Raw genomic sequence first — 20,608 nt, 5'->3', positions numbered from 1 at the left:
ACCCCGACATGAGCACCAGCACGCCCGGCAACACCGGCAACACCGGCGCCAGCGCCGGCAGCACCCCCATCGACTTCACCTCGTTCCTGAAGCTGATGGCGCACCAGAAGGCCTCCGACCTGTTCATCACCGCCGGCATGCCGCCGTCGATGAAGGTCCACGGCAAGATCTCGCCGATCACCCAGAACCCGCTGACGCCCCAGCAGAGCCGGGACCTGGTGCTCAACGTGATGAACCCCACCCAGCGCGAGGAGTTCGAGAAGACCCACGAGGCCAACTTCGCCATCGGCCTTGCCGGGGTGGGGCGCTTCCGCGTGAGCTGCTTCTACCAGCGCAACCAGGTGGGCATGGTGCTGCGCCGGATCGAGACCAAGATCCCGACCTTCGAGGAGCTCAACCTGCCGCCGGTGCTGAAGACGCTGTCGATGACCAAGCGCGGCATCATCATCTTCGTGGGCGCCACCGGCACCGGCAAGTCGACCTCGCTGGCGGCGATGATCGGCTACCGCAACGCCAATTCGACCGGGCACATCATCACCATCGAGGACCCGATCGAGTTCGTGCACCGCCACCAGGGCTGCATCATCACCCAGCGCGAGGTCGGCATCGACACCGACTCCTGGGAGAACGCGCTCAAGAACACCCTGCGCCAGGCGCCGGACGTGATCATGATCGGCGAGGTGCGCACCCGCGAGGGCATGGACCACGCCATCGCCTTCGCCGAGACCGGCCACCTGGTGCTGTGCACGCTGCACGCCAACAACGCCAACCAGGCGATGGACCGGATCATCAACTTCTTCCCCGAGGACCGGCGCGACCAGCTGCTGATGGACCTGTCGCTCAACCTCAAGGGCGTGGTCGCCCAGCAGCTGATCCCCACGCCCGACGGCAAGGGCCGGCGCGTGGCGATGGAGATCCTGCTGGGCACCCCGCTGGTGCAGGACTACATCCGCGACGGCGAGGTCCACAAGCTCAAGGAAGTGATGAAGGAATCCACCCAGCTGGGCATGCAGACCTTCGACCAGGCGCTGTTCGCCCTGTACCAGGCGGGCGAGATCAGCTACGACGACGCGCTGCGCTTCGCCGACTCCCAGAACGAGGTCCGCCTGCGCATCAAGCTTGCGCAGGGCGGGGATGCAAACACGCTGTCGGCGGGCCTGGACGGGGTCGAGGTGGCGGAGCTGCGGTGATCCCGGCGGCCACGTCCGCCACCAGCCGCTCCAGCCGGAACTTGGAATAGAAGCCGCTCGCGCCTGCCTGGCGCGCGTCGGCCTCGCGGTCGGGATCCTCGCTCCCGCTCAGGAACACGAGCGGGCAGCGGGGGTGCGTGGCGCGCACGATCGCCAGTGCTTCCATGCCGTCGAAGCCTGGCAACGCCAGGTCGGACACGACCAGGTCCGGGACACGCTCGCGCAGCGCATGCTCCAGCGCCCCGCGGGTCTCGACCCGGGTCCAGCGCACGGCCAGGCCCGTGTCCTCCATTGCCAGTTCGAGCAACTCGGCGTCCTCGACGCTGTCCTCGACCAGCACGATGTCCATGGCGCGCCTACTCCGAGGGCGCCTCGTTGAAGACCGCCCAGAATTGCCCCAGCGTCTTGACCGCGGTGAAGAACTGGTCGGCATCCACCGGCTTGACCACGTAGGCGTTGACGCCCAGGTCCCAGCTGCGGGCCAGGTCGCTCTCCTCGCTGGAGGAGGTCAGCATGACCACGGGGATGCGGCGCAGGGCTTCGTTCTCGCGCATCTGCTGCAACACTTCCAGCCCGTCCATGCGCGGCATCTTGATGTCCAGCAGCAGCACCGCCGGGTGGCCTTCCTTGCGGTCGGCGAAGCGCCCGCGGCGCAGCAGGTAGTCCATCACTTCCACGCCGTCCTCGACGTGCACGACCGGGTTGACCAGGTTGGCGTCGCCCAGCGCGTCCAGGGCCATCTCGGCGTCGGCGGGGCTGTCTTCGGCCAGCAGGATGGTGCGGATGTTGCTCATTGCGTGGGCTCCGATGGCGGATTGTCCAGCGACGCTGGAATGGTGAAGTGGAAGGTGGCGCCTGCGCCCGGTGCGGCCTCGGCGCCGACCTGGCCGCCGTGGCGGGTGACCACGCGCCGGACGCTGGCCAGGCCGATGCCGGTGCCCTGGTACTCGGAGGCCTTGTGCATGCGCTGGAACACGCCGAACAGCTTACCCGCGTATTGCATGTCGAAACCGGCCCCGTTGTCCTTGACCGTGAAACGGTGGCTGCCGTCGTCCTCGCGCTCGTGGCTGACCTCGATGACGGCGGGATTGCGCGTGTCGGTGTACTTGACGGCGTTGCCGAGCAGGTTGAGCCAGACCTGGCGCAGCATGTTCTCGTCGCCGACCAGGATCGGCAGCGGGCCGATGCGCCACTCCACCCGCCGGCCGGGGCTGTCGTTGGCGAGGTTGGCGTCCAGCATCGCGCGGGTCTCCGCAACGAGGCTCTGCATGTCCACCGCCTGCAGGCGCAGCGCGCTGCGGCCCAGGCGCGAGTACACCAGCAGGTCGTCGATCAGTTCCGCCATCCGCGTGGCCGAGGAGCCGATCACCCCCAGGTAGTGGCGGGTCTTCTCGTCGGCCCCGTCCCCCAGCCGGCGCTCGAGCTTGTCGGCGAACCCGGCGATGTGCCGCAACGGTGCGCGCAGGTCGTGCGAGACCGAGTAGCTGAAGGCCTCCAGCTCGCGGTTGACCTCCGAAACCTGGTCGATCTTGCCCTCGAGCTGGCGGTTGAGGTGGCGGACCTGGTGCTCGATTCCCTTCTGCGCGGTCACGTCGCTGACGGTGACCAGGACCACGGGATCGTCACGGTCGGGCAGGGGCATGAGCCGCGCGTTGACCAGCATCACACGCTCGCTCTCGTCGCTGGTGCGCTGGCGCAGTTCGTGGTCCCAGAGCTCCCGGTCGCGGTACAGGACGTCGTTGAGGCGCTGCAGGATCACCGGGTCGTCCCACTGGCCATCGCCCACCTCGCGCAGTGGCCTGCCTTCCAGCTCGGCGCGTGGATCGCCGGTGTAGAGCTCGGCGAAGGCGGCGTTGTGCATGACGATCGCCTGTTCCTCGTCGAGCAGCACGATCGGCTCGCGAACGGTCTGCATCACCGCGCTGGCGCGCAGGCTCGCCTGCTGCAGTTCGCGCTGGATCTGCAGGCGCTGGGCGAGCTGCCGCTGCAGGAGCCAGCCCAGGCCGCCAAGCAGGGCGAGCTGCAGGAACATCGTCGCCAGGGTGAGCTGGGCGCTGCGGCGGCGCAGCCGTTCGGCCTCCTCGCTGCGTTCGCCGAGCACGCGGCGCTCGGCATCGATGATCTCGCGTGTGACCCCGCGCACCGGGAACCGGGTGACCGCCTCCTGGGCCACCTCCATCAGCTCCTCCGGACTCCGGCTGTGGACCACGCCGCCGGTTAGCAGGCGGCGCTGTTCGAGCACCGCCCGCAGCTCGCCGATCCGGCGCTGCTGGCCCGGGTCGTCGACCGTCAGCGCGGCAAGCTCCTCGAACTGCTGGTCCAGCAGCGCGGTGCTGTCCTCCAGGCGCGAGCGCACCAGTGGCGTGTCGATGCCGGCGGCCAGGGCGAAGGTCGCGGACTCCAGGTCACGGATGGCGTAGTTGAGCGCGTGGATCGCGCTCTCGATCTGGCGCGAATGCTCCAGCCGGCGCGCCGACTCGGTCTCGGTGTTGACGACCCAGTACAGGAAGGACAGCGGCAGGACCACGATCGCCAGCATGGCCAGGAACAGCGCCGGCAACTGCCACCGCGTCCGTCGTTCCATGGCGCCCCGCGCGTTCTGCATCCCGCCCCCCGTGTGTCTCTACTGCGCGCGCGGCCGGCGCGCGACCCGGCATGATGGCCGGGCGCGGCGGGCGTGGTCAAACCCGGCCCCGGCCCGGCCCCCGATGCGCGGCCTTGATCCGGCCGCGGGCTAGAATGCCGCCATGCTGACCCCGGTTTCGAACTTCGCCAACCAGTTGCTGATCGCCCTGCCGTCGCTGGCGGGCAGCGGCTTCGCGCGCAGCGTCGCCCTGATCTGCCAGCACGACGAGGACGGTGCCATGGGCATCGTCGTCAACCGGCCTTCCGAGTACACCATCGGCGACGTGCTGGGGCAGATGGACGTGGAGGGCGGAAGCCCCGGGCTGCTGGCCCAGCCGGTGCTGGCCGGGGGACCGGTGCACCCGGAGCGCGGATTCGTGATCCACGACGGCGGCATGCGCTGGGACTCCTCGCTGGAGATCGCCGAAGGCCTGTACCTGACCACCTCGCGCGAGATCCTCGAGGACATGGCGCATGGAAAGGGGCCGGAGAACGCGGTGGTGGCGCTGGGCTGCGCCGGCTGGGAGCCCGGTCAGCTCGAACAGGAACTGGCCGACAACGACTGGCTGACCGCGCCCTCGGACCACGAGCTCCTGTTCAAGCTGCCCCTGGAAACGCGCTGGGAAGCCGCGGCCGGCCGCATCGGGGTCGACTTCGCGCACCTGGCGGACTACGCCGGACACGCATGAACCCCGGCGGATCCGCAGGCGTGCCGGCGGCGGACGAGGCGCCCGCGGCCATCTCCCCCGACGCGACCGTGCTCGGCTTCGACGTGGGCTCGCGCCGCATCGGCGTGGCGGTGGGCAGCGCGTTCGGGGACGGTGGCAGGGCCGTGGCCGTGGTGGAGGTCCGCGGTGGCGAACCGGACTGGAACGCCCTGGACCGGATCCGGCGCGAATGGCAGCCCGGCGGCCTGGTCGTCGGGGACCCGCTGACCCTGGATGACGGGGACCAGCCGGCCCGGATACGGGCCCACGTGTTCGCACGCCAGCTCCGCGCGCGCTACCGCCTGCCGGTGGTGCTGGTCGACGAGCGCTCCAGTTCGCAGGAGGCCGCGCGCCGCTTTGCCGCCGCGCGGGCATCGGGCGGCAAGCGCCGGCGCGACGCGGCGGCGCTGGACGCGATGGCCGCGGCGGTGATCGTCGAGCGCTGGTTCGCCGCGCCCGCGGATGCGATCGACCTCGACCGCCTGCCGGCGCCCGGCGCCGGCGCAACCCAGACAGGGGAAACCGATGAGCCGGCACGCTGACAACGACGCCCACCTGCTCGACCTCGCCACCATGCCGCGCGAGCGGATGGAAATGCTGCTCGAGCGTGCCGACCACTTCGCACGCGGCGGGACCGTGCCGCCGGCACTCGAGGGAGTGGCGGTGTGCACGCTGTTCTTCGAGCCCTCCACGCGCACCCGGCTGAGCTTCCAGCTTGCGGCGCAGCGGCTCGGCGCCCACGTGCTCGGCTTCGACGTGTCGACGTCCTCGGCCAGCAAGGGCGAGACCGACGTCGATACCCTGCGCACGCTGGAGGCGATGGGCGTGCGTGGCTTCGTGGTGCGCCATGGCGGTGACGGCGCGGTGCGTGCGCTGGCCGCGCACGCCAGGCCGGGGACGGTGCTGGTCAATGCCGGCGACGGACGCAACGCCCATCCCACCCAGGGGCTGCTGGACATGCTCACCCTGCGGCAGGTCCGCGGCCCGGACCTGTCGGGGCTGAAGGTGCTGGTGGTGGGCGACGTGCGCCACTCGCGGGTCGCGCGCTCCGACCTGCAGGGCCTGCGCACCCTGGGCGTTCGGGACATCCGGGTGAGTGCGCCGGCGAACCTGTTGCCGCAGGCCGATGAACTGGACGGCTGCACCGTAGTGCCCGAACTCGACCGGGCGCTCGACGGCGTGGACGTGGTGATGCTGCTGCGCCTGCAGCGCGAGCGGATGGTGGACGGCTTGGTGGCATCGCTCGAGGACTACCACCGTGATTACGGGCTGGATGCCCGTCGCCTGCGCCTGGCCGCGCCGGGTGCGGTGGTGATGCATCCCGGCCCGGTCAACCGGGGCGTGGAGGTCACCGACGAGGTGGTCGATGGACCGCAGTCGCTGGTCCTGCGCCAGGTCGCCAACGGCGTGGCGGTGCGCGCCGCCGTGCTGGAGGCGCTGCTGGGGCAGCCGCCGGCGCCTCATTGGGTGACCTGAAATCCGGAAGGCGGCGAGCCTCCGGGGTCGGGTGGGGGCAGTTCCCGGCGCACCCGCAGGAACCGCGCGAACCGGGGCACGCCCTTCGAGGTGGTCCCGTTGTAGCGGTAGGTCACCCAGGTGCCCAGGGGCGGCGGGCGTGCACGCTCGGCATCGCTCAGGCCACTGCCAAGGCGGAAGCGCAGTCCGTCGGCGCGTTCCACCACCAGGGCGCCGGTCATTCCCTCGTACTTCCCCTTGCCGGGCGTGTGGCCGACCACCCGCGCCTCGGCGTCGTCGTAGGGCTTGTACTTGAGCAGCCGCTCGCTGCGCCCGGCCACGTACGGCGAATCATGGTGGTGGAGCATCAGCCCTTCGCCGCATGCGGCGAGCACGGACTGCAGGCGCCGGTCTAGCGCGTCGGCGTCGGCGACGCGGACCTGCTCGACCACCTGCAGCCACGGGCTGCCGCTGCCGTCCACGAGGGTGTGCAACGCCCGCAGGCGCGCCCCGAAACCGCCCGGGTGCCCGGGAAGGTCGAAGGCCATGAAGCGGATCGCGCGCCAGCGCTCCGGGTCCGCGTCCAGCGTGCGGACCAGGCTGCTGGCCTCCTCGAACCGGCCGCGGCCGATCCAGAGCTCGCCGTCGATCGCCACCGGCGGCCAGCCGGCGGTGAACCACGCGGGCGCGGCGACCGGGTAACCACCGCGGGTCCACAGGGTCGTGCCGTCCCAGTGGCCGCGGACGCCATCGAGTTTCTCGCTGACCCAATAGTCGCGGACCTCCACGCCTTCCGCATAGGAGGTGGCCAGCATCAGCTCCGGCGGACGCGGCGGACCGGCGTGCGCCTGAACGATCGCGGCCAGCAGCGCCAGCAACAGGAGGAGCATTCGCGCCATCGGTGTCATCCAGGTGGGAATGACACCAGTAGAACGCCGCGCCACGGGCGGGGCCCATCGGGACCCGGCCTGCCGGCCGGTAGGAAACCGCAGCGGGGCGCCGTCAGCGCCGCGCGCCGGGACTCACCGCAGCAGGACCAGCGTCGCCAGGCCCAGGAAGCTCAGGAAGCCCATCACGTCGGTGATGGTCGTCAGCAGCACGCCGCCGGCCAGCGCCGGATCGAAGCCGCGCCGCTTCAGGGTCAGCGGCACGAGCACCCCCGCCGTCGCCGCCGTAAGCAGGTTGATGGTCAGGGCGGTGCCGATGACCAGCGACAGCATCGGACTGTGGAACCAGGCCAGCACGATCAGGCCCAGCCCGGAACCCAGCAGCACGCCGTTGATCAGCGCCACGCCGATCTCCTTGCGCAGCAGCACCCGGAAGTTGGACGAGCCGATCTGGCCCAGCGCCAGGCCGCGGATCATCAGCGCGAGCACCTGGGTGCCGGCGTTGCCACCCATGCCGGCGACGATCGGCATCAGGATCGCCAGCGCGACGATCTGCTCGATCGAGTCCTCGAAGCGCCCGATCACGCCGGCGGCGATGAACGCCGTGGCCAGGTTGACCGCCAGCCACAGCAGCCGGCCGCGGAAGGCGCGCTTGGCCGGGCTGAACAGGTCCTCGTCCTCGTCCAGGCCGGCGGCGCTGAGCGCCTGGTGCTCGGCCTGCTCGCGGATGATGTCGACCACGTCGTCGATGGTGATGCGGCCGAGCAGGATGTGGTTGTCGTCGACCACCGGCGCGCTGAGCCAGTCGCGGTCGGAGAACTGCCGGGCGACCTCGCTGTCGGATTCCTCGACCCCGATCGCCGCCTGCTCGTCGTCCAGCAGCTGGTTGATCGGCGTGCCGGCGTCGTGGGTCAGCAGCTGCGCCAGGCCGATCCGCCCCAGGTACTGGTGCCGCCGGTTGACCACGTACAGGTAGTCGGTGTGCTCGGGCAGCTCGCCGCGAAGGCGCAGGTAGCGCAGCACGACGTCAACCGTGGTGTCGGCGCGGACCGTCACCACGTCCGGGTTCATCAGCCGGCCGGCGGTGTCCTCGGGGTACGACAGCACCTGCTCCAGGCGGTCGCGGTTCTCCCGGTCCATCGACTTGAGGACCTCGTCGATGACCGTGGCCGGCAGGTCCTCGACCAGGTCGGCGAGGTCGTCGATGTCCAGGTCCTCGACCGCGGCGACGATCTCGTCCGGGTCCATCTCCGCGATGAGGCTCTCGCGGACCTCGTCGCCGACGTGGACCAGTACCTCGCCGTCGTCGTCGGGGTCGACCAGCCCCCATACGACGATGCGCTTGCCCAGCGGCAGCGACTCGAGCAGGTTGCCGATCTCGGCCGGGGAGAGCGTGTTGACCAGGCGCTTGACCGGGCCGAGCCGGCCGGTCTCGAGCGCGTCGGAGAGCAACCGCAACTGGTGCGACGTCTTGTCGTGGCGGTCGGCTTCGGCCATTCCTTACTCCGGGTCGTAAGCCGCAGCCGCGGCGGCGATCAGGCGCTCATGGCCGGGGATTATCGCCGTTGCACGTGAGCTTGCCCACCGCGCATCAGCGGCGCATGGTATTGGTATCGCCCACACGACCATTGCCGATGCAGATGCATACAAGCCTTCGCCGTGTCCTGCCCGCCGCTGCCGCCATCACGCTCCTGGCCGCCTGCGGCCAACCGGGCGAGGTGCCCGGGCAGCTGCCATATGCCGAACCCGGGGTGGAGTTCAGCGTCCAACCCGTGGACGGCGCGGCGTGCAACGAAGGTGCCTACCGCGCGCTGGTGCAGTGGGACGTGCCGCCGTCGCTGACCTCCAAGGTCGAGGTGCAGGTCAGCGAGCAGCGCCAGATCTTCGCGCGCAGCAACGATGCCGCAGGCAACAAGGAAACCGAGGAGTGGACCTCCGAGGGACTGCTGTTCGTGCTGCTGGACCGGGAGACCGGCATGACCCTGGCCGCGCTGGAGGCCGGCCCCGGCCCCTGCGCCGGGAGCTGAGGCTCAGCCTTCGCCCAGCGGCGGGTGGTGGCGGGCGATCCAGCGCTCGATCCCGCTCCGGTCACGGGCCCGCAGAAGTGCCGGCAGGCGCGCACGCAGGTGCATGAGGTCGCAGGCGCGCACCACCTGGCGCACGTCCAGCAGCGTGGCCGGGTGCATGCTGAACTGCTCCAGCCCGAGGGCGAGGAGCAGCGGCGACAGGCGTGGGTCGCCGGCCATCTCGCCACACACCGACACCGGCTTCCCGGCCGCCGCCGCGGTGCGGATGACGTCGCGCAGCACGCGCAGTACCGCCGGGTGCAGGGGACTGCCCAGTTCGCCCAGCGCCTCGTTGTCACGGTCGCTCGCGAGCAGGTACTGCACCAGGTCGTTGGTCCCCACCGAGAGGAAATCCACGTCGCCAAGGAACGTCGGGAGCATCAGCGCCGCCGCCGGGACCTCGATCATGGCGCCCAGCGGCACGTTCGCGGCGACGCCGTGGCCCTCCGCCCGCAACGCGGCCGCCAGCCGCGCCAGTTCAGCGCGGACGTGCAGCACCTGGCCGCGCTCGCTGACCATGGGGACCAGCACCCGCAGCCGGCCGTAGGCGGAGGCGCGGAGCATGGCGCGCAGCTGCACCTCCAGCACGTCCGGACGGGCCATCGCCAGGCGGATCCCGCGCAGGCCCAGGGCCGGGTTGGATTCGTCGCGCAGGGAAAGGCCGGTGCGGTCGGCCTTGTCCGCGCCCAGGTCGAGGATGCGGATGGTGACCACGCGGCCGTTCATCGCCAGCACGGCGTCGCGGTAGGCCTGGAACTGCTCCTCCTCGCCCGGAAGCGCGGTGCGCTGCAGGAACAGGAACTCGGTCCGGTACAGGCCGATCCCGCTGGCGCCGAGGGCATGCGCCCGGGCGATGTCCGCCGGGGATTCGGCGTTCGCCTGCAGCTCGATGGTGCTGCCGTCGCGGGTGCGGGTGGGCTCGCGCCGGAGCCGCCGCAGGGCGCGCAGCTCGCGGGCGGTGGCGCGGCGGCGCTCGCGGTGGTGGCGCAGGTCCGCCGGCCCCGGCTCGACCACCACCTCGCCGGTCCCGCCGTCCACGGTCAGTACCTCGCCGTCGGCGACCCGCTGCAGGAGCCCGGGCACGCCGACCACCATCGGCAGGTGCAGGCTGCGGGCGAGGATGGCGCTGTGCGACAGCGGGCTGCCGGCGCTGGTGACCACCGCGACCACGCCGCGTTGCTGCAGCTGGGCAAGCTCGGCCGGCGCCACCGATTCGCAGGCCAGCACCTCGCCGGCCATGCCGGTGCGGCCGTCGTGGCGGGCATGCAGGCTGGCATGGATGCGGCCGATGACCTGGTCGATGTCCTCCACGCGGCTGCGGAAGTAGGCATCGTCCATCGCCCGGAACCCGGCGGTGATGCGCTCGCGCTGCAGGTGCAGGGCGTAGTCGGCGCTCAGCAGCTGCCCGCGTATCGCCTCGTCCAGTCCCTGCAGCAGCTCGGGGTCGTCCAGCAGCAGCGCATGCAGGTCCAGGAACTGCCCGAGTTCCGGGGGCAGGGCGCCCTGCAGGCGTTCGCGGAGGGACCGCATCTCGGCACGCACCCGTTCGATCGCCAGGTGCAGGCGTTCCAGCTCGGCCTCGACCTGCCCGGGCTCGATGTGTTCCTCGCCCACCTCCAGCACGTCCGGCAGCCGGACCCAGGCACGCCCGAGGGCGTTCCCGCGCGAGGCACCCTGGCCCTGGAGCAGGCGGCGCACGGCGGCGGCCTCAGGGGTTCTCGTCGAAGCCGCGCTCGAACAACGCGGCGACGGCGTCGGCGCAGGCCTGCTCGTCCTCGCCGTCCACCCGCAGCAGCACCTTCGTCCCGCGCCCGGCGGCCAGCAGCATCACGCCCATGATGCTCTTGGCGTTCACTTCCCGGCCCTTGGCTGCCAGCGTGGCGCTGCAGCCATAGCCCGAGAGCAGCTGCACCAGGCGCGCGGTGGCGCGGGCGTGCAGCCCGAGCTGGTTGGTGACGGTGAGTTCGCGCTCGATCATGCCGGCTCCGTCTCAGGCGTCGTCGATGACCACGCCGTTGCGGGCGCCGGCCGCGGCCACCGCCGGCAGCTCGTCCAGGCCCAGCTCGGGGTAGTTCATCACCCGCAGCAGCATCGCCAGGCTGGCGCCGGAGACGCGGCGCACCGGCGTGCCCAGGCGGGAGAGTTCGGCGGCCAGGTTGGACGGGCTGGCGCCGTACAGGTCGGTCAGCACCAGGACCCCTTGGCCGCGGTCCACCCGGCGCATCGCGGCGCTGGCCTCCGGCAGCACCTGCTCCGGCGTCGCGTCGAAGGGCACCTCCAGCGCCATCGCCGGGAGCGGCAGCCTGGAAAGCAGGCGCTCGGCACTGGCCAGCAGCGCGGGGCCGACCCCTTCGTGCGTCACCAGCAGCACGCCGACCATCAGTCCAGCTCCCGGTGGTGCACCGCGACTTCCTCCCAGCCCTGGTTACGGGCGCGCTCGGCCATCGCCTCGGCCAGGTACACCGAGCGGTGCCGGCCCCCGGTGCAGCCGAAGGCCACCGTCACGTAGCTGCGGGTGTTGCCGGCGCGCAGCCGCGGCAGCCAGGTGTCGAGGAAGTGGCCGACCTGGTCCGCGAACTCCTGCACTTCCGGTTCGTGGTCCAGGTGCTCGGCGACGGCGCGGTCGCGGCCCGAGAGCGGGCGCAGCACCGGGTCCCAGTGCGGGTTGGGCAGGCAGCGTGCGTCGAAGACGAAGTCGGCCTCCGGCGGCACGCCGTTGCGGTAGGCGAACGATTCGAACAGCAGTGAGACCGTCGAGTCGTCGCCCAGGCCGAACTCGGTGATGATGCGGCGGCGCATCTGGTGCACGTTCATGGCGCTGGTGTCGATCACCAGGTCGGCCATCTGCCTCAGCGGGCGCAGCACCTGGCGCTCCAGGTCGATCGCGTCGCCCAGTGACAGCCCGTAATGGCTTAGCGGATGGCGGCGTCGGGTGTCGGCGTAGCGCCGCAGCAGCACGTCGTCGGCGCTGTCCAGGAACAGCAGCCGTGGATCCAGCCCGAGCTTGCCCACCTCCGACAGCCAGCCGGGGATGCCGGTCAGGTCGCCGTGGGTGTTGCGCACGTCGATCCCGACCGCCAGCAGGGTGGGGCCGGTGCCCTCGTGCGACACCGCGCGCACGAAGTCCGGCAGCAGCCCGGCGGGCAGGTTGTCGACGCAGTAGTAGCCCAGGTCCTCGAAGGTCTTCAGGGCCACCGACTTGCCCGAACCGGACATGCCGCTGACCACGACGAGGCCGGCGGTGGGGGTCGGCGCGGGTGTCGGCATGGGGGTGGTCTCAGCCATCGCCTCGCTCCAGGAAATTGCTGTGCCGTGCAATGAAGGCCGTGGCCGGGTCCTGGCCCTTGGACCGCAGGCTGTGCAGCCGGGTGGCGGCCTCGGCCAGCACCGCCAGGTTGCGGCCGGGCATGACCGGAAGGGTGGTCATGGGGACGTCCAGGTCGAGCACCCGGCGCACCCGGTTGTCGCCGGTCAGGCGCTGCAGGTCGTCCCCGGGCGGCATCGCGGCGGGGTCGTCGACGCGCTGCAGGTGGATGACCAGGCGCAGGTACTTGTGCGGCTTGACGGCGGTGTCGCCGAACATCTGGCGGATGTCCAGCACGCCCAGGCCGCGTACCTCCAGCAGGTCGCGGAGCAGCTCGGGGCAGCGGCCGTCGAGCACGTCGGGGGCGATCTGGGTGAACTCCGGCGCATCGTCCGCGACCAGGCGGTGGCCGCGGCTGATCAGCTCCAGCGCCAGCTCGCTCTTGCCCGAGCCGGCGTCGCCGGTGATCAGCACGCCGATGGAGTAGATCTCCATGAACACCCCGTGCAGGGTGACCCGCGGCGCGAGGGCGCGGGCCAGGCGGTACTGCAGGTGGTTGAGCAATTCGTGCCCGCGCAGGCGCGAAGTCCACAGCGCCGTGCCGGACTCGTCGGCGGCGGCCGCCAGGTCCGGCGGGCAGTCGCGGTCGCGGCTGATCACCATGGCCAGCGGCCTGGAGCGCATGAGCCGCTCGATCGTTTCCCAGCGCTGGCGCGAATCCAGTTCGTCCAGCCAGGCCAGTTCCTCGGTGCCCAGGATCTGCACCTTGTTGGGATAGATGGTGTTGAGGTAGCCCGCCAGGGAGGGCCGGCGATCGCGTGATTCGACCGCCTCCAGGTACCGCGCCGCACCGGCGTGGCCGGCGACCCAGCGCAGCCCCAGGCGTTCGTGCTGCTGTTCGAACAGCTCGCCCGCACTGATGCGCGCCGTCGGGAGCGACCCCGGCCTGCTCATGCGGTGGCCCGGCGGGTGCCGTCGAGCAGGTGGCCTGCAAGCTCGCCGTGGTCGCGCGCCTGGCGCAGCAGGGCGCGGAAGCCCGGGTCGGAGAAGCGCTCGGCGACCTCGGCCAGCAGCTCGAGGTGGCCCTGCATGGCGTGGCGCGGGACCGCCATGGCCAGCACCAGGTCCACCGGCTCGCCGTCGGCGGCGCCGAAGTCCACCGGCGGGGAGAGCCGGAGGAAGGCACCCCGGCTCTGCTCCAGCCCGTCCACGCGTGCGTGCGGGATCGCCACGCCGTGGCCGATCGCGGTGCTGGCCAGGCGCTCGCGCGCCTCCAGCCCGTCGCCGATGGCGGTGGCATCGCCGCCCTCCGCATCGGCCAGCATCCGCGCGGCGGTCCGGATCACCGCGGAAAGGTCGCCGGGCGCGTCGACGATCGCCACGCGCCCGGCATCCAGCAGGCCCTGCAATGCCATGTCGTCAGCCGAACCCGCCGCTCCGGGCCAGGCCCCCGGTCCGGCGGGCCTGGTCGTGCTCCTTCTCCTTGGCCCGGACCAGGGCGCGCTCGAGTTTGTCGGTCAGCAGGTCGATCGCGGCGTACATGTCGTCGGCGGCGGCGTCCACGTGCAGGGTGCGACCGTGCCGCGTGACCGTGGCCTCGGCGCAATGGCGGGGCTTGTCCAGCTTGAGCTGCACGCGGATGTCGTCGGATTGCTCCAGATAGCGCTGCACGCGCCGGAAGCGCGTCTCGACGTAGTCACGGAGGGCGGCGGTGACCTCGATGTCGTGGCCGTGGACTTCGATGCGCATGGGCAGTACCTCCACTCGTCGCTACGGGGAGTCCAGCATATCCCAGCCGCGGCGGGGCGCCATGGCCCGGTCAGGCCATGCGCACGCGGTCCTGCGACGAGGCGATTCCCATGGCTTCCCGGTACTTGGCGACGGTCCTGCGGGCCACGGGGACCCCGGCCTCCTTGAGCGCCGCGGCGAGCCGCGCATCCGACAGCGGCTTGCCCGGGTCCTCGGCCTCGACCAGCTTGCGGATCATCGACTGGATGGCGGTGCTGGAGGTCTCCCCGCTGGTACCGCTGCCGACGCCGGAGGCGAAGAAGGCGCGCAGCGGGATGGTGCCGCGGGGCGTGCGCGCGTACTTGCGGGCGATCGCGCGCGATACCGTCGATTCGTGCATGCCGATCTCCGCGGCGACCTCGCGCAGCGTCAGCGGGCGCAGCGCGGCATCCCCGAACTCCAGGAAGCCGGCCTGCTCGCGCACCAGGCAGCGGGCCACCTTGAGCAGGGTCTCGCCCCGCGCCTCCAGGCTGCGCAGCAGCCACCGGGCCTCCTGCAGGTGGCCCTTGAGGTAGCTCGCGTCGGCGGCGCTGGCGTGGCGGATCATGCCCTCGTAGCCGCGGTGGATGTGCACCCGCGGGCGCATGCTGTCCGACAGGCCGACGCGCCAGACGCCGCCCTGGCGCCAGATCACCACCTCGGGGGTGACATAGGTGTCGCTGGACACGCCGCCCAGTGCGGCGCCAGGCCGCGGATCCAGTGATCGGAGCAGGGCGATGGCGGTGATGATCTCCTCGGCCGGGCGCCCGAGTTCGCCCGCAAGGGTTTCCGGCGCCGTGCGCGGCAGGCGCTCCAGCGCGCTGGCCGCCAGTTCCATCGCGGCGTCGCGTCCGGGGGTGCATGCCGGCAAGGCCTCCAGCTGCAGCCGCAGGCACTCGGCCAGGTCGCGCGCGCCCACGCCCGGGGGATCCAGGCGCTGGACCTGCGCAAGCACAGCGTGCAGCTCGGCCGGCGTCGGCGGCGGGCCGTCGATCCCCGCCACCAGGTTCTCCAGCGGCTCGCGCAGGTAGCCGTCGTCCTCGATCGCCTCGATGATCGCGACCGCGATCTGGCGGTCGCGCGGCGACATCGGGCCCAGGTGCACCTGCCACAGTAGGTGGTCGTGCAGGGTCTCGTCGTCGGCGACCTGCTCGGCGTACGCGGGTTCGTCGTCCGGATCGGACGGGCCGGTGCGCTGTTGCCAGGCTTCCCCGTTGTCCCAGTCGGCGGGGCCGTCCACGGACGCGTCGGTCGCATCCGGCGGGGACTCGGCCGCACCCGGTCCGGCGCCGTCACCGGGCAGGGGCGTCGTGCCGCCGTCGCCCTCCACCCAGTCCAGCAGCGGGTTGCTCTCCACCGCCGCGGCCAGCTCCGCCTCCAGCTCGGCCGCCGACATCTGCAGCAGCCGGATGGCCTGCTGCAGCTGGGGCGTCATCACCAGGTGCTGGCCGAGGGTGGTCTGGAGGCTGGGCTTCATCTTCCGGGAGCTTACGCGGCCTGTCGTGACAAGCGGCCGTGGCTGCGGCAACCCGGGCGCACTCCTGCCCTCCGCGAAAGCGGGCTCAGAGGCGGAAGGTATCCCCCAGGTAGACGCGACGGACGTCGGGATTCGCCAGCAGCGTGTCCGGAGCCCCCTGCGCGAGCACGCTGCCTTCGGCGAGGATATACGCCCGGTCGCAGATACCCAAGGTTTCGCGCACGTTGTGGTCGGTGATCAGCACGCCGATGCCGCGGTTCTTGAGGTGGGTCACGATGCGCTGGATCTCGCCGACGGAGATCGGGTCGACGCCGGCGAAGGGTTCGTCGAGCAGCATCAACCTCGGCTTGCCGGCCAGGGCGCGCGCGATCTCCACGCGGCGCCGTTCGCCGCCGGACAGGCTGGCGCCGGCCTGGTCGGCGACGTGGGTGACCTGGAGCTCTTCCATCAGGGCCTCCAGCTCGCGCCGGCGGCCGTCCCGGTCCAGGTCGTCGCGCAGTTCCAGCACCGCCATGATGTTGTCGGAGACGCTGAGCTTGCGGAACACCGAGGGTTCCTGCGGCAGGTAGCCCACGCCCAGCCGCGAGCGGCGGTACATCGGCTCGCCGGTGATGTCGCGCCCGTCCAGGACGATCCGCCCGGCATCGGCCGGCACCAGGCCGACGATCATGTAGAAGCAGGTGGTCTTGCCGGCGCCGTTGGGGCCGAGCAGGCCGACCACCTCGCCGGCGTCGAGGGTCAGGCCGAAATCGCGGACCACCTCGCGCGAGCGGTAGGACTTGCGCAGCCCCTCGGCGACGAGCATCAGCGGTCCTCCGCGGACGTGCCGCCGGACTGTTCGGCGGGGGCGGAGCTGTTGCGCGGCATGATCCGCATCCGCACCCGGCCCGAGTCCTGTCCGCCGCTGGTCACCTGGCCGGTGAGCATGTTGTAGACCACGCGCTCGCCGGCGAGGGTGCCGCGCGGCTGTTCGATGCGGACGTTGCCGGTCAGCACCATCACCTCGCGGGTGACGTCGTAGTCCATGCGGGTCGCGACCGCGTCCATCGGGGAGCCGTCGTCCATCTGCTGGCGCAGGGTGGCGGGCGAGCCGATCAGCACCACGCGCGAGGGCTCGCCGCCGCGGATGGTGACCTCGGCGCGGTCGGCGCGTGCGTCCAGGGTGCCTTGGCTGATGCTGACGCCACCGGACAGGATGGTCGGCGCGGAGCCGTCGACGCTGTAGTCGGCGTGGCCGGCTTCGATGTCCATCGGCTGGTTGCGGTCGGACTGGCGCGCCAGCGCGGGTGTGGCCGCCAGCAGCAACGCGGCCAGCACGGCGAGGGGCTTGCGGGGATCAATTGCGGTCATAGCGGATCCTGACCTCCGATTGGAGTGTGTAGCGGCCGCCGGCGAGGTCGCCCTCGAGGCCGACGCCGCGGACGGTGGAACCGGGTTGCACGATGGTGACCGGCTCGGCGGTGGCGATCCGGTCGTCCGAGGGGAACACGCTCAGCGCCGGGGTGCTGAGCGTGGTCGAGGCGTTGCCTTCGGCGTCGTTGCGCGCCTCCACGTCCTCGCGCAGGCGCAGTTCCTCGGCCCCGTCGCTGATCCAGCCGGTGCGGGCGCGAATTTCCCACGAGTCGCCGCCTTCGCCGGACGCGGGCACCAGGAACAGCGGGGTGGTGATCTCCATCTCGCGGGTGCCGGGGTCGCGGGCCAGGACGGGGGCGCGCAGCGTGAAGGACTCGCGGCCCTGCTCGTCGAGGGCGACCAGCTCGAAGTCGTGCAGCACGTAGTCGGGCCGGTCGCCGGCGGCGGTGCCCGGCTCGGGCGCCGGCGCTGCGTCATCGGAGAACAGCAGCCAGGCGCTGCCGGCCGCGGCGGCAAGCAGGACCAGGGTGGCTGGAATGCGCCAGTTCATGCCGTGCCCTCCGCGCGCACGCCGGCCGGGCGCACCAGGTCGGCAAGCAGGCCCTCGACGTGCCCCTGAGCCTCCAGCAGCAGGTCGCAGAACTCGCGCACCGCACCGGCGCCGCCCCCGGCGCGGCTGCGCCAGTGCACGCGCTCGGCGACCCAGGGATGGGCATCCGCCGGCGCGGCGGACAGGCCGACATTCGCCATGATGCGCAGGTCCGGCAGGTCGTCGCCCATGAAGGACACCTGGTCCATCGACAGGCCCAGCCGCGCGGCGATGTCCTGCACGGTGGCGAGCTTGTCGGGCACGGCGGTGTGGACCTCGCGGATGCGCAGTTCGGCCGCGCGCTGCTCCACCACGGTACTGGAACGGGCGGTGACGAAAGCGACCTCGATACCGAAGCGGCGCAGCAGCACCAGCCCTTGGCCGTCGTGGACGTGGAAGGACTTGCTCTCCCGCCCGGCGGTGTCGAAGCCCAGGCGGCCGTCGGTCAGCGTGCCGTCTACGTCGAAGCAGGCCAGCCGGATCCGGTTGGCGGCGGCGCCCAGGTCCGCCATCAGACCACCCGCGCCCGCAGCAGGTCGTGGATGTTCAGTGCGCCGACGACACGGCCGGCGTCGTCGACGACCAGCAGTCCGCCGATCTTGTGCGTCTCCATCAGCTGCGCCGCCTCGACGGCCAGCGCGTCGGGACCGATGGTGCGGGGCGAGCGGGTCATGACCTCGGCGATCGGGGTGGTGCGCACGTCGACCCCCGCGTCCAGGCTGCGGCGCAGGTCGCCGTCGGTGTACAGGCCGAGCAGGCGGTCGCCGCCATCGACCACGGCGGTCATCCCCAGCCGCTTGCCGCTGATCTCCACCAGCGCCTCGCTCACGGTGGCGTCGGCGTGCACCCTGGGCACGTCGGCGCCGGTGTGCATGATGTCGGCGATGTGCAGCAGCAGGCGCCGGCCCAGCGCCCCGGCGGGGTGGGATCGGGCGAAGTCGTCGGCGGTGAAGCCGCGCGCCTCCAGCAGCGCAACCGCCAGCGCGTCGCCCATCGCCAGCGAGGCGGTGGTGCTGGAGGTCGGCGCCAGGTGCAGCGGGCAGGCCTCCTCGGGGACGCTGACGTCCAGGTGGACCTCCGCCGCACGCGCCAGCGACGAATCGGGACGGCCGGTCATGGAGATCAGCGGGTTGCCCTGGCGCTTGAGCACCGGGAGCAGCATCAGCACCTCGTCGCTCTCGCCCGAGTACGACAGCGCCAGCACCACGTCGGCGTCGGTGATCATGCCCAGGTCGCCGTGGCCGGCCTCGCCGGGATGCACGTAGAAGGACGGCGTGCCCGTGGAGGCGAGGGTGGCGGCGATCTTGCGCGCGATGTGGCCGGACTTGCCCATGCCGGTGCAGACCACGCGGCCGCGCGCTTCCAGCATCAGCTGGCAGGCGCGGGTGAAGTCGCCGTCCAGGCGGGCCGATACCGCCTCCAGTGCCGCGGCCTCGATGCGGAACACGCGCTTGCCGCTGCCGGCGAAGTCGGCGGTGGCGGCGGAATCGCGGGGCGTTGTCGCGGCCGGATCGGTCACGGGCGGGGCGTCCTCGGTGGCGGGGGGCCGATTCTACCGGCACCCGTGGTGACCGCGGCGCCATGGCCTGCACCCGCGTTCAGCGGCCACGCACCGGCGCCGCCGGACGATGCAGCACAATAGTGGCTTCCCCTTCCGGCCGTCCGTGCTGCGGGCGGCCCATACCGGTACCGTTGAATTGAATCCCGAGACCATCAAGACCCTGATCGAGCAAGGCCTGCCCGGCTCCCGCGCCGAGGTGCGCGGCGACGACGGCGTCCACTTCGAGGCCACCGTGGTGTGCGAGGCCTTCGCCGGCAAGATGCCGCTGGCGCGGCACCGCATGGTCTACGCCACGCTGGGCGAGCGCATGGGTGGCGAGATCCATGCCCTGGCGCTGCAGACGCTGACCCCCGCCGAGGCCGGCGGCTGATGGCCCGCATCATCGTCCAGGGCGGGACGCCGCTGCAGGGCGAGGTGACCATCTCGGGGGCGAAGAACGCGGTGCTCCCGATCCTGTGCGCCACGCTGTTGGCGGACGCGCCGGTGCACGTATCCAACGTGCCCCACCTGCACGACGTGGTGACCACCACCAGGCTGCTGGCCGAGCTGGGCGCGGGGATCGTCGTCGACGGCGACTACGGCGTCACCGTGGACCCGACCACCGCGACCCGCCACGTCGCCCCCTATGAGCTGGTGCGCACCATGCGCGCCTCGGTGCTGGTGCTGGGCCCGCTGCTGGCCCGCCACGGCCAGGCCGAGGTGTCGCTGCCCGGCGGCTGTGCCATCGGTTCACGGCCGGTGGACCTGCACATCCGCGGCCTGGAGGCGCTGGGCGCGCGGATCTCCGTCGAGGGCGGCTACATCAAGGCCACGGCCCCGCGGCTGCGCGGCGCACGCCACACCTTCCCGATCGTGAGCGTGGGCGCCACCGAGAACGTGCTGATGGCGGCCACGATGGCCGAGGGCACGACGGTGCTGGAGAACGCGGCCCGGGAGCCGGAGATCGTAGATCTGGCCCGCTGCCTGCGCGCGCTGGGTGCCCGCATCCACGGCGAGGGCACCAGCCGGATCGAGGTCGAGGGCGTGGAGCGGCTGCACGGCGGCGAGCACCCGGTGGTGCCCGACCGCATCGAGACCGGCACCTTCCTGGTCGCCGCGGCGATGACCGGCGGCCGGATCACGGCCTGCCGCGCGCGCCCGGACACCCTGGACGCGGTGCTGGCGGCGCTGGTGGAGGGGGGCGCGGAGGTGCACTGCGAGGACGACCGGATCACCGTGGACATGCATGGCCGCCGCCCGCGCGCGGTGGACATCACCACCGCCCCGCACCCCGGCTTTCCCACCGACATGCAGGCCCAGTTCATGGCCCTCAACTGCATTGCCGAGGGCACCGGGATCATCAACGAGACGATCTTCGAGAACCGCTTCATGCACGTCAACGAGCTGCTGCGGCTGGGCGCGGACATCCGCGTCGACGGTCCGACGGCGGTGGTGCGCGGGGTGGAGCGGCTCAGCGGTGCCCCGGTGATGGCGACCGACCTGCGTGCCTCGGCGAGCCTGATCCTCGCCGGCCTGGTGGCCGAGGGCGAGACCAGCATCGACCGCATCTACCACCTGGACCGCGGCTACGAGAACATCGAGGAGAAGCTCTCCGGCCTGGGGGCGAAGATCCGCCGGGTGGATTGAT

Annotated in this window: 24 protein-coding genes and 1 pseudogene; 7 read left to right on the top strand and 18 right to left on the bottom strand. The window is 71.8% G+C overall.

Going from position 1 to position 20,608, the window contains the following annotated elements; genetic code table 11:
* Nucleotides 1–8: 8 nt before the first annotated feature.
* Nucleotides 9–1,190 carry a PilT/PilU family type 4a pilus ATPase gene (locus tag G545_RS0104125; RefSeq protein ID WP_052106803.1) on the top strand — a complete coding sequence of 394 codons (1,182 nt, stop codon included), beginning with the start codon at nt 9–11 and terminating at the stop codon, nt 1,188–1,190.
* Here the strand turns inward: G545_RS0104125 and G545_RS0104120 are convergent.
* The 3 genes from G545_RS0104120 to G545_RS0104110 are packed head-to-tail and all read right to left on the bottom strand — an operon-like array spanning nt 1,114 to nt 3,774.
* A complete protein-coding gene (locus G545_RS0104120; RefSeq protein WP_027069285.1) occupies nt 1,114–1,539 on the bottom strand; it encodes a response regulator in 426 nt (141 codons plus the stop codon). The genes G545_RS0104125 and G545_RS0104120 overlap by 77 nt on opposite strands.
* A 7-nt stretch (nt 1,540–1,546) precedes the next feature.
* Entirely contained in the window at nt 1,547–1,984 is a 438-nt protein-coding gene (locus G545_RS0104115) for a response regulator (protein WP_027069284.1), read from the bottom strand.
* Nucleotides 1,981–3,774, bottom strand: a complete 1,794-nt coding sequence (locus tag G545_RS0104110) for a sensor histidine kinase (protein WP_027069283.1) — start codon at nt 3,772–3,774, stop codon at nt 1,981–1,983. Before G545_RS0104110 ends, G545_RS0104115 begins: the two co-directional genes overlap by 4 nt.
* A 163-nt stretch (nt 3,775–3,937) precedes the next feature.
* Between G545_RS0104110 and G545_RS0104105 the strand changes: the two genes are divergently transcribed.
* The 3 genes and pseudogenes from G545_RS0104105 (at nt 3,938) to G545_RS0104095 (ending at nt 5,998) form a co-directional block, all read left to right on the top strand.
* Nucleotides 3,938–4,504 (top strand): YqgE/AlgH family protein, encoded by a 567-nt coding sequence (locus tag G545_RS0104105; RefSeq protein WP_027069282.1) that lies wholly within the window; start codon nt 3,938–3,940, stop codon nt 4,502–4,504.
* Nucleotides 4,501–4,989 (top strand): annotated as a pseudogene (gene ruvX / locus G545_RS13470) (Holliday junction resolvase RuvX); the annotation flags it as partial. The gene G545_RS0104105 and the pseudogene ruvX, both read left to right, overlap by 4 nt.
* 58 nt (nt 4,990–5,047) lie before the next feature.
* Nucleotides 5,048–5,998, top strand: coding sequence for an aspartate carbamoyltransferase catalytic subunit (locus G545_RS0104095; RefSeq protein ID WP_027069281.1), 951 nt, complete (start codon nt 5,048–5,050; stop codon nt 5,996–5,998).
* Here G545_RS0104095 and G545_RS13465 read toward each other — a convergent pair.
* Together G545_RS13465 and mgtE are read right to left on the bottom strand one after the other, a co-directional pair.
* On the bottom strand, nt 5,983–6,876 hold the full coding sequence (locus G545_RS13465) for a DNA ligase (protein WP_081677708.1): 894 nt from the start codon (nt 6,874–6,876) through the stop codon (nt 5,983–5,985). The two genes, G545_RS0104095 and G545_RS13465, sit on opposite strands and share 16 nt — an antisense overlap.
* 123 nt (nt 6,877–6,999) lie before the next feature.
* Nucleotides 7,000–8,361, bottom strand: coding sequence for a magnesium transporter (gene mgtE, locus G545_RS0104085; protein WP_027069280.1), 1,362 nt, complete (start codon nt 8,359–8,361; stop codon nt 7,000–7,002).
* A gap of 143 nt (nt 8,362–8,504) precedes the next feature.
* Here mgtE and G545_RS0104080 point away from each other — a divergent pair, with 143 nt between their 5' ends.
* Nucleotides 8,505–8,891 (top strand): hypothetical protein, encoded by a 387-nt coding sequence (locus G545_RS0104080; protein WP_154656512.1) that lies wholly within the window; start codon nt 8,505–8,507, stop codon nt 8,889–8,891.
* 3 nt (nt 8,892–8,894) lie between these two features.
* On the opposite strand, the gene ptsP is transcribed toward G545_RS0104080, so the two are convergent.
* The 13 genes from ptsP to G545_RS0104015 all read right to left on the bottom strand — a co-directional run bounded on the left by ptsP (nt 8,895) and on the right by G545_RS0104015 (nt 18,939).
* Nucleotides 8,895–10,628, bottom strand: coding sequence for a phosphoenolpyruvate--protein phosphotransferase (gene ptsP, locus G545_RS0104075; protein ID WP_027069278.1), 1,734 nt, complete (start codon nt 10,626–10,628; stop codon nt 8,895–8,897).
* A gap of 10 nt (nt 10,629–10,638) precedes the next feature.
* A complete protein-coding gene (locus tag G545_RS0104070; RefSeq protein ID WP_027069277.1) occupies nt 10,639–10,908 on the bottom strand; it encodes an HPr family phosphocarrier protein in 270 nt (89 codons plus the stop codon).
* Between the two features lie 12 nt (nt 10,909–10,920).
* Complete coding sequence (locus G545_RS0104065; RefSeq protein ID WP_027069276.1) at nt 10,921–11,313, bottom strand: PTS sugar transporter subunit IIA; 393 nt, start codon at nt 11,311–11,313, stop codon at nt 10,921–10,923.
* Nucleotides 11,310–12,215: an RNase adapter RapZ gene (rapZ, locus tag G545_RS0104060; RefSeq protein ID WP_407059620.1), complete on the bottom strand. Its 906-nt coding sequence runs from the start codon at nt 12,213–12,215 to the stop codon at nt 11,310–11,312. The genes G545_RS0104065 and rapZ overlap by 4 nt, the downstream gene beginning before the upstream one ends.
* Nucleotides 12,208–13,188 (bottom strand): HPr(Ser) kinase/phosphatase, encoded by a 981-nt coding sequence (gene hprK, locus G545_RS0104055; protein WP_027069274.1) that lies wholly within the window; start codon nt 13,186–13,188, stop codon nt 12,208–12,210. Before hprK ends, rapZ begins: the two co-directional genes overlap by 8 nt.
* Nucleotides 13,185–13,649 (bottom strand): PTS sugar transporter subunit IIA, encoded by a 465-nt coding sequence (locus G545_RS13460; protein WP_036136754.1) that lies wholly within the window; start codon nt 13,647–13,649, stop codon nt 13,185–13,187. The genes hprK and G545_RS13460 overlap by 4 nt, the downstream gene beginning before the upstream one ends.
* A 4-nt stretch (nt 13,650–13,653) precedes the next feature.
* Nucleotides 13,654–13,983, bottom strand: a complete 330-nt coding sequence (gene hpf, locus G545_RS0104045; protein WP_027069273.1) for a ribosome hibernation-promoting factor, HPF/YfiA family — start codon at nt 13,981–13,983, stop codon at nt 13,654–13,656.
* A gap of 70 nt (nt 13,984–14,053) precedes the next feature.
* A complete protein-coding gene (locus tag G545_RS0104040; protein WP_027069272.1) occupies nt 14,054–15,478 on the bottom strand; it encodes an RNA polymerase factor sigma-54 in 1,425 nt (474 codons plus the stop codon).
* An 85-nt stretch (nt 15,479–15,563) separates the two neighbouring features.
* Nucleotides 15,564–16,283: an LPS export ABC transporter ATP-binding protein gene (lptB, locus tag G545_RS0104035; protein WP_027069271.1), complete on the bottom strand. Its 720-nt coding sequence runs from the start codon at nt 16,281–16,283 to the stop codon at nt 15,564–15,566.
* Nucleotides 16,283–16,828 (bottom strand): lipopolysaccharide transport periplasmic protein LptA, encoded by a 546-nt coding sequence (gene lptA, locus G545_RS13455; RefSeq protein WP_036136752.1) that lies wholly within the window; start codon nt 16,826–16,828, stop codon nt 16,283–16,285. The genes lptB and lptA overlap by 1 nt, the downstream gene beginning before the upstream one ends.
* Nucleotides 16,815–17,381 carry an LPS export ABC transporter periplasmic protein LptC gene (gene lptC, locus G545_RS0104025; RefSeq protein ID WP_027069270.1) on the bottom strand — a complete coding sequence of 189 codons (567 nt, stop codon included), beginning with the start codon at nt 17,379–17,381 and terminating at the stop codon, nt 16,815–16,817. The genes lptA and lptC overlap by 14 nt, the downstream gene beginning before the upstream one ends.
* Entirely contained in the window at nt 17,378–17,932 is a 555-nt protein-coding gene (locus tag G545_RS13450; protein WP_052106672.1) for a KdsC family phosphatase, read from the bottom strand. The genes lptC and G545_RS13450 overlap by 4 nt, the downstream gene beginning before the upstream one ends.
* A complete protein-coding gene (locus G545_RS0104015) occupies nt 17,932–18,939 on the bottom strand; it encodes a KpsF/GutQ family sugar-phosphate isomerase (protein WP_027069269.1) in 1,008 nt (335 codons plus the stop codon). Before G545_RS0104015 ends, G545_RS13450 begins: the two co-directional genes overlap by 1 nt.
* A 178-nt stretch (nt 18,940–19,117) precedes the next feature.
* Between G545_RS0104015 and G545_RS0104010 the strand changes: the two genes are divergently transcribed.
* Together G545_RS0104010 and murA are read left to right on the top strand one after the other, a co-directional pair.
* Nucleotides 19,118–19,351: a BolA family protein gene (locus tag G545_RS0104010; protein WP_027069268.1), complete on the top strand. Its 234-nt coding sequence runs from the start codon at nt 19,118–19,120 to the stop codon at nt 19,349–19,351.
* Nucleotides 19,351–20,607: a UDP-N-acetylglucosamine 1-carboxyvinyltransferase gene (murA, locus tag G545_RS0104005; RefSeq protein WP_027069267.1), complete on the top strand. Its 1,257-nt coding sequence runs from the start codon at nt 19,351–19,353 to the stop codon at nt 20,605–20,607. The genes G545_RS0104010 and murA overlap by 1 nt, the downstream gene beginning before the upstream one ends.
* Nucleotide 20,608: the final 1 nt, after the last annotated feature.

Source organism: Lysobacter defluvii IMMIB APB-9 = DSM 18482, assembly GCF_000423325.1.
Classification (GTDB): domain Bacteria; phylum Pseudomonadota; class Gammaproteobacteria; order Xanthomonadales; family Xanthomonadaceae; genus Novilysobacter; species Novilysobacter defluvii.
Note: the sequence above shows the minus strand (reverse complement) of the source record. Positions and strands in the feature narration are given on the sequence as shown.

What these genes read in the sequence shown, in the direction of transcription:
- G545_RS0104125 (WP_052106803.1), top strand. Translation starts at nt 9, where the DNA reads ATGAGCACCAGCACGCCCGGCAACACCGGCAACACCGGCGCCAGCGCC.
- G545_RS0104120 (WP_027069285.1), bottom strand. Translation starts at nt 1,539, where the DNA reads ATGGACATCGTGCTGGTCGAGGACAGCGTCGAGGACGCCGAGTTGCTC.
- G545_RS0104115 (WP_027069284.1), bottom strand. Translation starts at nt 1,984, where the DNA reads ATGAGCAACATCCGCACCATCCTGCTGGCCGAAGACAGCCCCGCCGAC.
- G545_RS0104110 (WP_027069283.1), bottom strand. Translation starts at nt 3,774, where the DNA reads ATGGAACGACGGACGCGGTGGCAGTTGCCGGCGCTGTTCCTGGCCATG.
- G545_RS0104105 (WP_027069282.1), top strand. Translation starts at nt 3,938, where the DNA reads ATGCTGACCCCGGTTTCGAACTTCGCCAACCAGTTGCTGATCGCCCTG.
- G545_RS0104095 (WP_027069281.1), top strand. Translation starts at nt 5,048, where the DNA reads ATGAGCCGGCACGCTGACAACGACGCCCACCTGCTCGACCTCGCCACC.
- G545_RS13465 (WP_081677708.1), bottom strand. Translation starts at nt 6,876, where the DNA reads ATGGCGCGAATGCTCCTCCTGTTGCTGGCGCTGCTGGCCGCGATCGTT.
- mgtE (WP_027069280.1), bottom strand. Translation starts at nt 8,361, where the DNA reads ATGGCCGAAGCCGACCGCCACGACAAGACGTCGCACCAGTTGCGGTTG.
- G545_RS0104080 (WP_154656512.1), top strand. Translation starts at nt 8,505, where the DNA reads ATGCATACAAGCCTTCGCCGTGTCCTGCCCGCCGCTGCCGCCATCACG.
- G545_RS0104070 (WP_027069277.1), bottom strand. Translation starts at nt 10,908, where the DNA reads ATGATCGAGCGCGAACTCACCGTCACCAACCAGCTCGGGCTGCACGCC.
- rapZ (WP_407059620.1), bottom strand. Translation starts at nt 12,215, where the DNA reads ATGGCTGAGACCACCCCCATGCCGACACCCGCGCCGACCCCCACCGCC.
- hprK (WP_027069274.1), bottom strand. Translation starts at nt 13,188, where the DNA reads ATGAGCAGGCCGGGGTCGCTCCCGACGGCGCGCATCAGTGCGGGCGAG.
- G545_RS13460 (WP_036136754.1), bottom strand. Translation starts at nt 13,649, where the DNA reads ATGGCATTGCAGGGCCTGCTGGATGCCGGGCGCGTGGCGATCGTCGAC.
- hpf (WP_027069273.1), bottom strand. Translation starts at nt 13,983, where the DNA reads ATGCGCATCGAAGTCCACGGCCACGACATCGAGGTCACCGCCGCCCTC.
- G545_RS0104040 (WP_027069272.1), bottom strand. Translation starts at nt 15,478, where the DNA reads ATGAAGCCCAGCCTCCAGACCACCCTCGGCCAGCACCTGGTGATGACG.
- lptB (WP_027069271.1), bottom strand. Translation starts at nt 16,283, where the DNA reads ATGCTCGTCGCCGAGGGGCTGCGCAAGTCCTACCGCTCGCGCGAGGTG.
- lptA (WP_036136752.1), bottom strand. Translation starts at nt 16,828, where the DNA reads ATGACCGCAATTGATCCCCGCAAGCCCCTCGCCGTGCTGGCCGCGTTG.
- lptC (WP_027069270.1), bottom strand. Translation starts at nt 17,381, where the DNA reads ATGAACTGGCGCATTCCAGCCACCCTGGTCCTGCTTGCCGCCGCGGCC.
- G545_RS13450 (WP_052106672.1), bottom strand. Translation starts at nt 17,932, where the DNA reads ATGGCGGACCTGGGCGCCGCCGCCAACCGGATCCGGCTGGCCTGCTTC.
- murA (WP_027069267.1), top strand. Translation starts at nt 19,351, where the DNA reads ATGGCCCGCATCATCGTCCAGGGCGGGACGCCGCTGCAGGGCGAGGTG.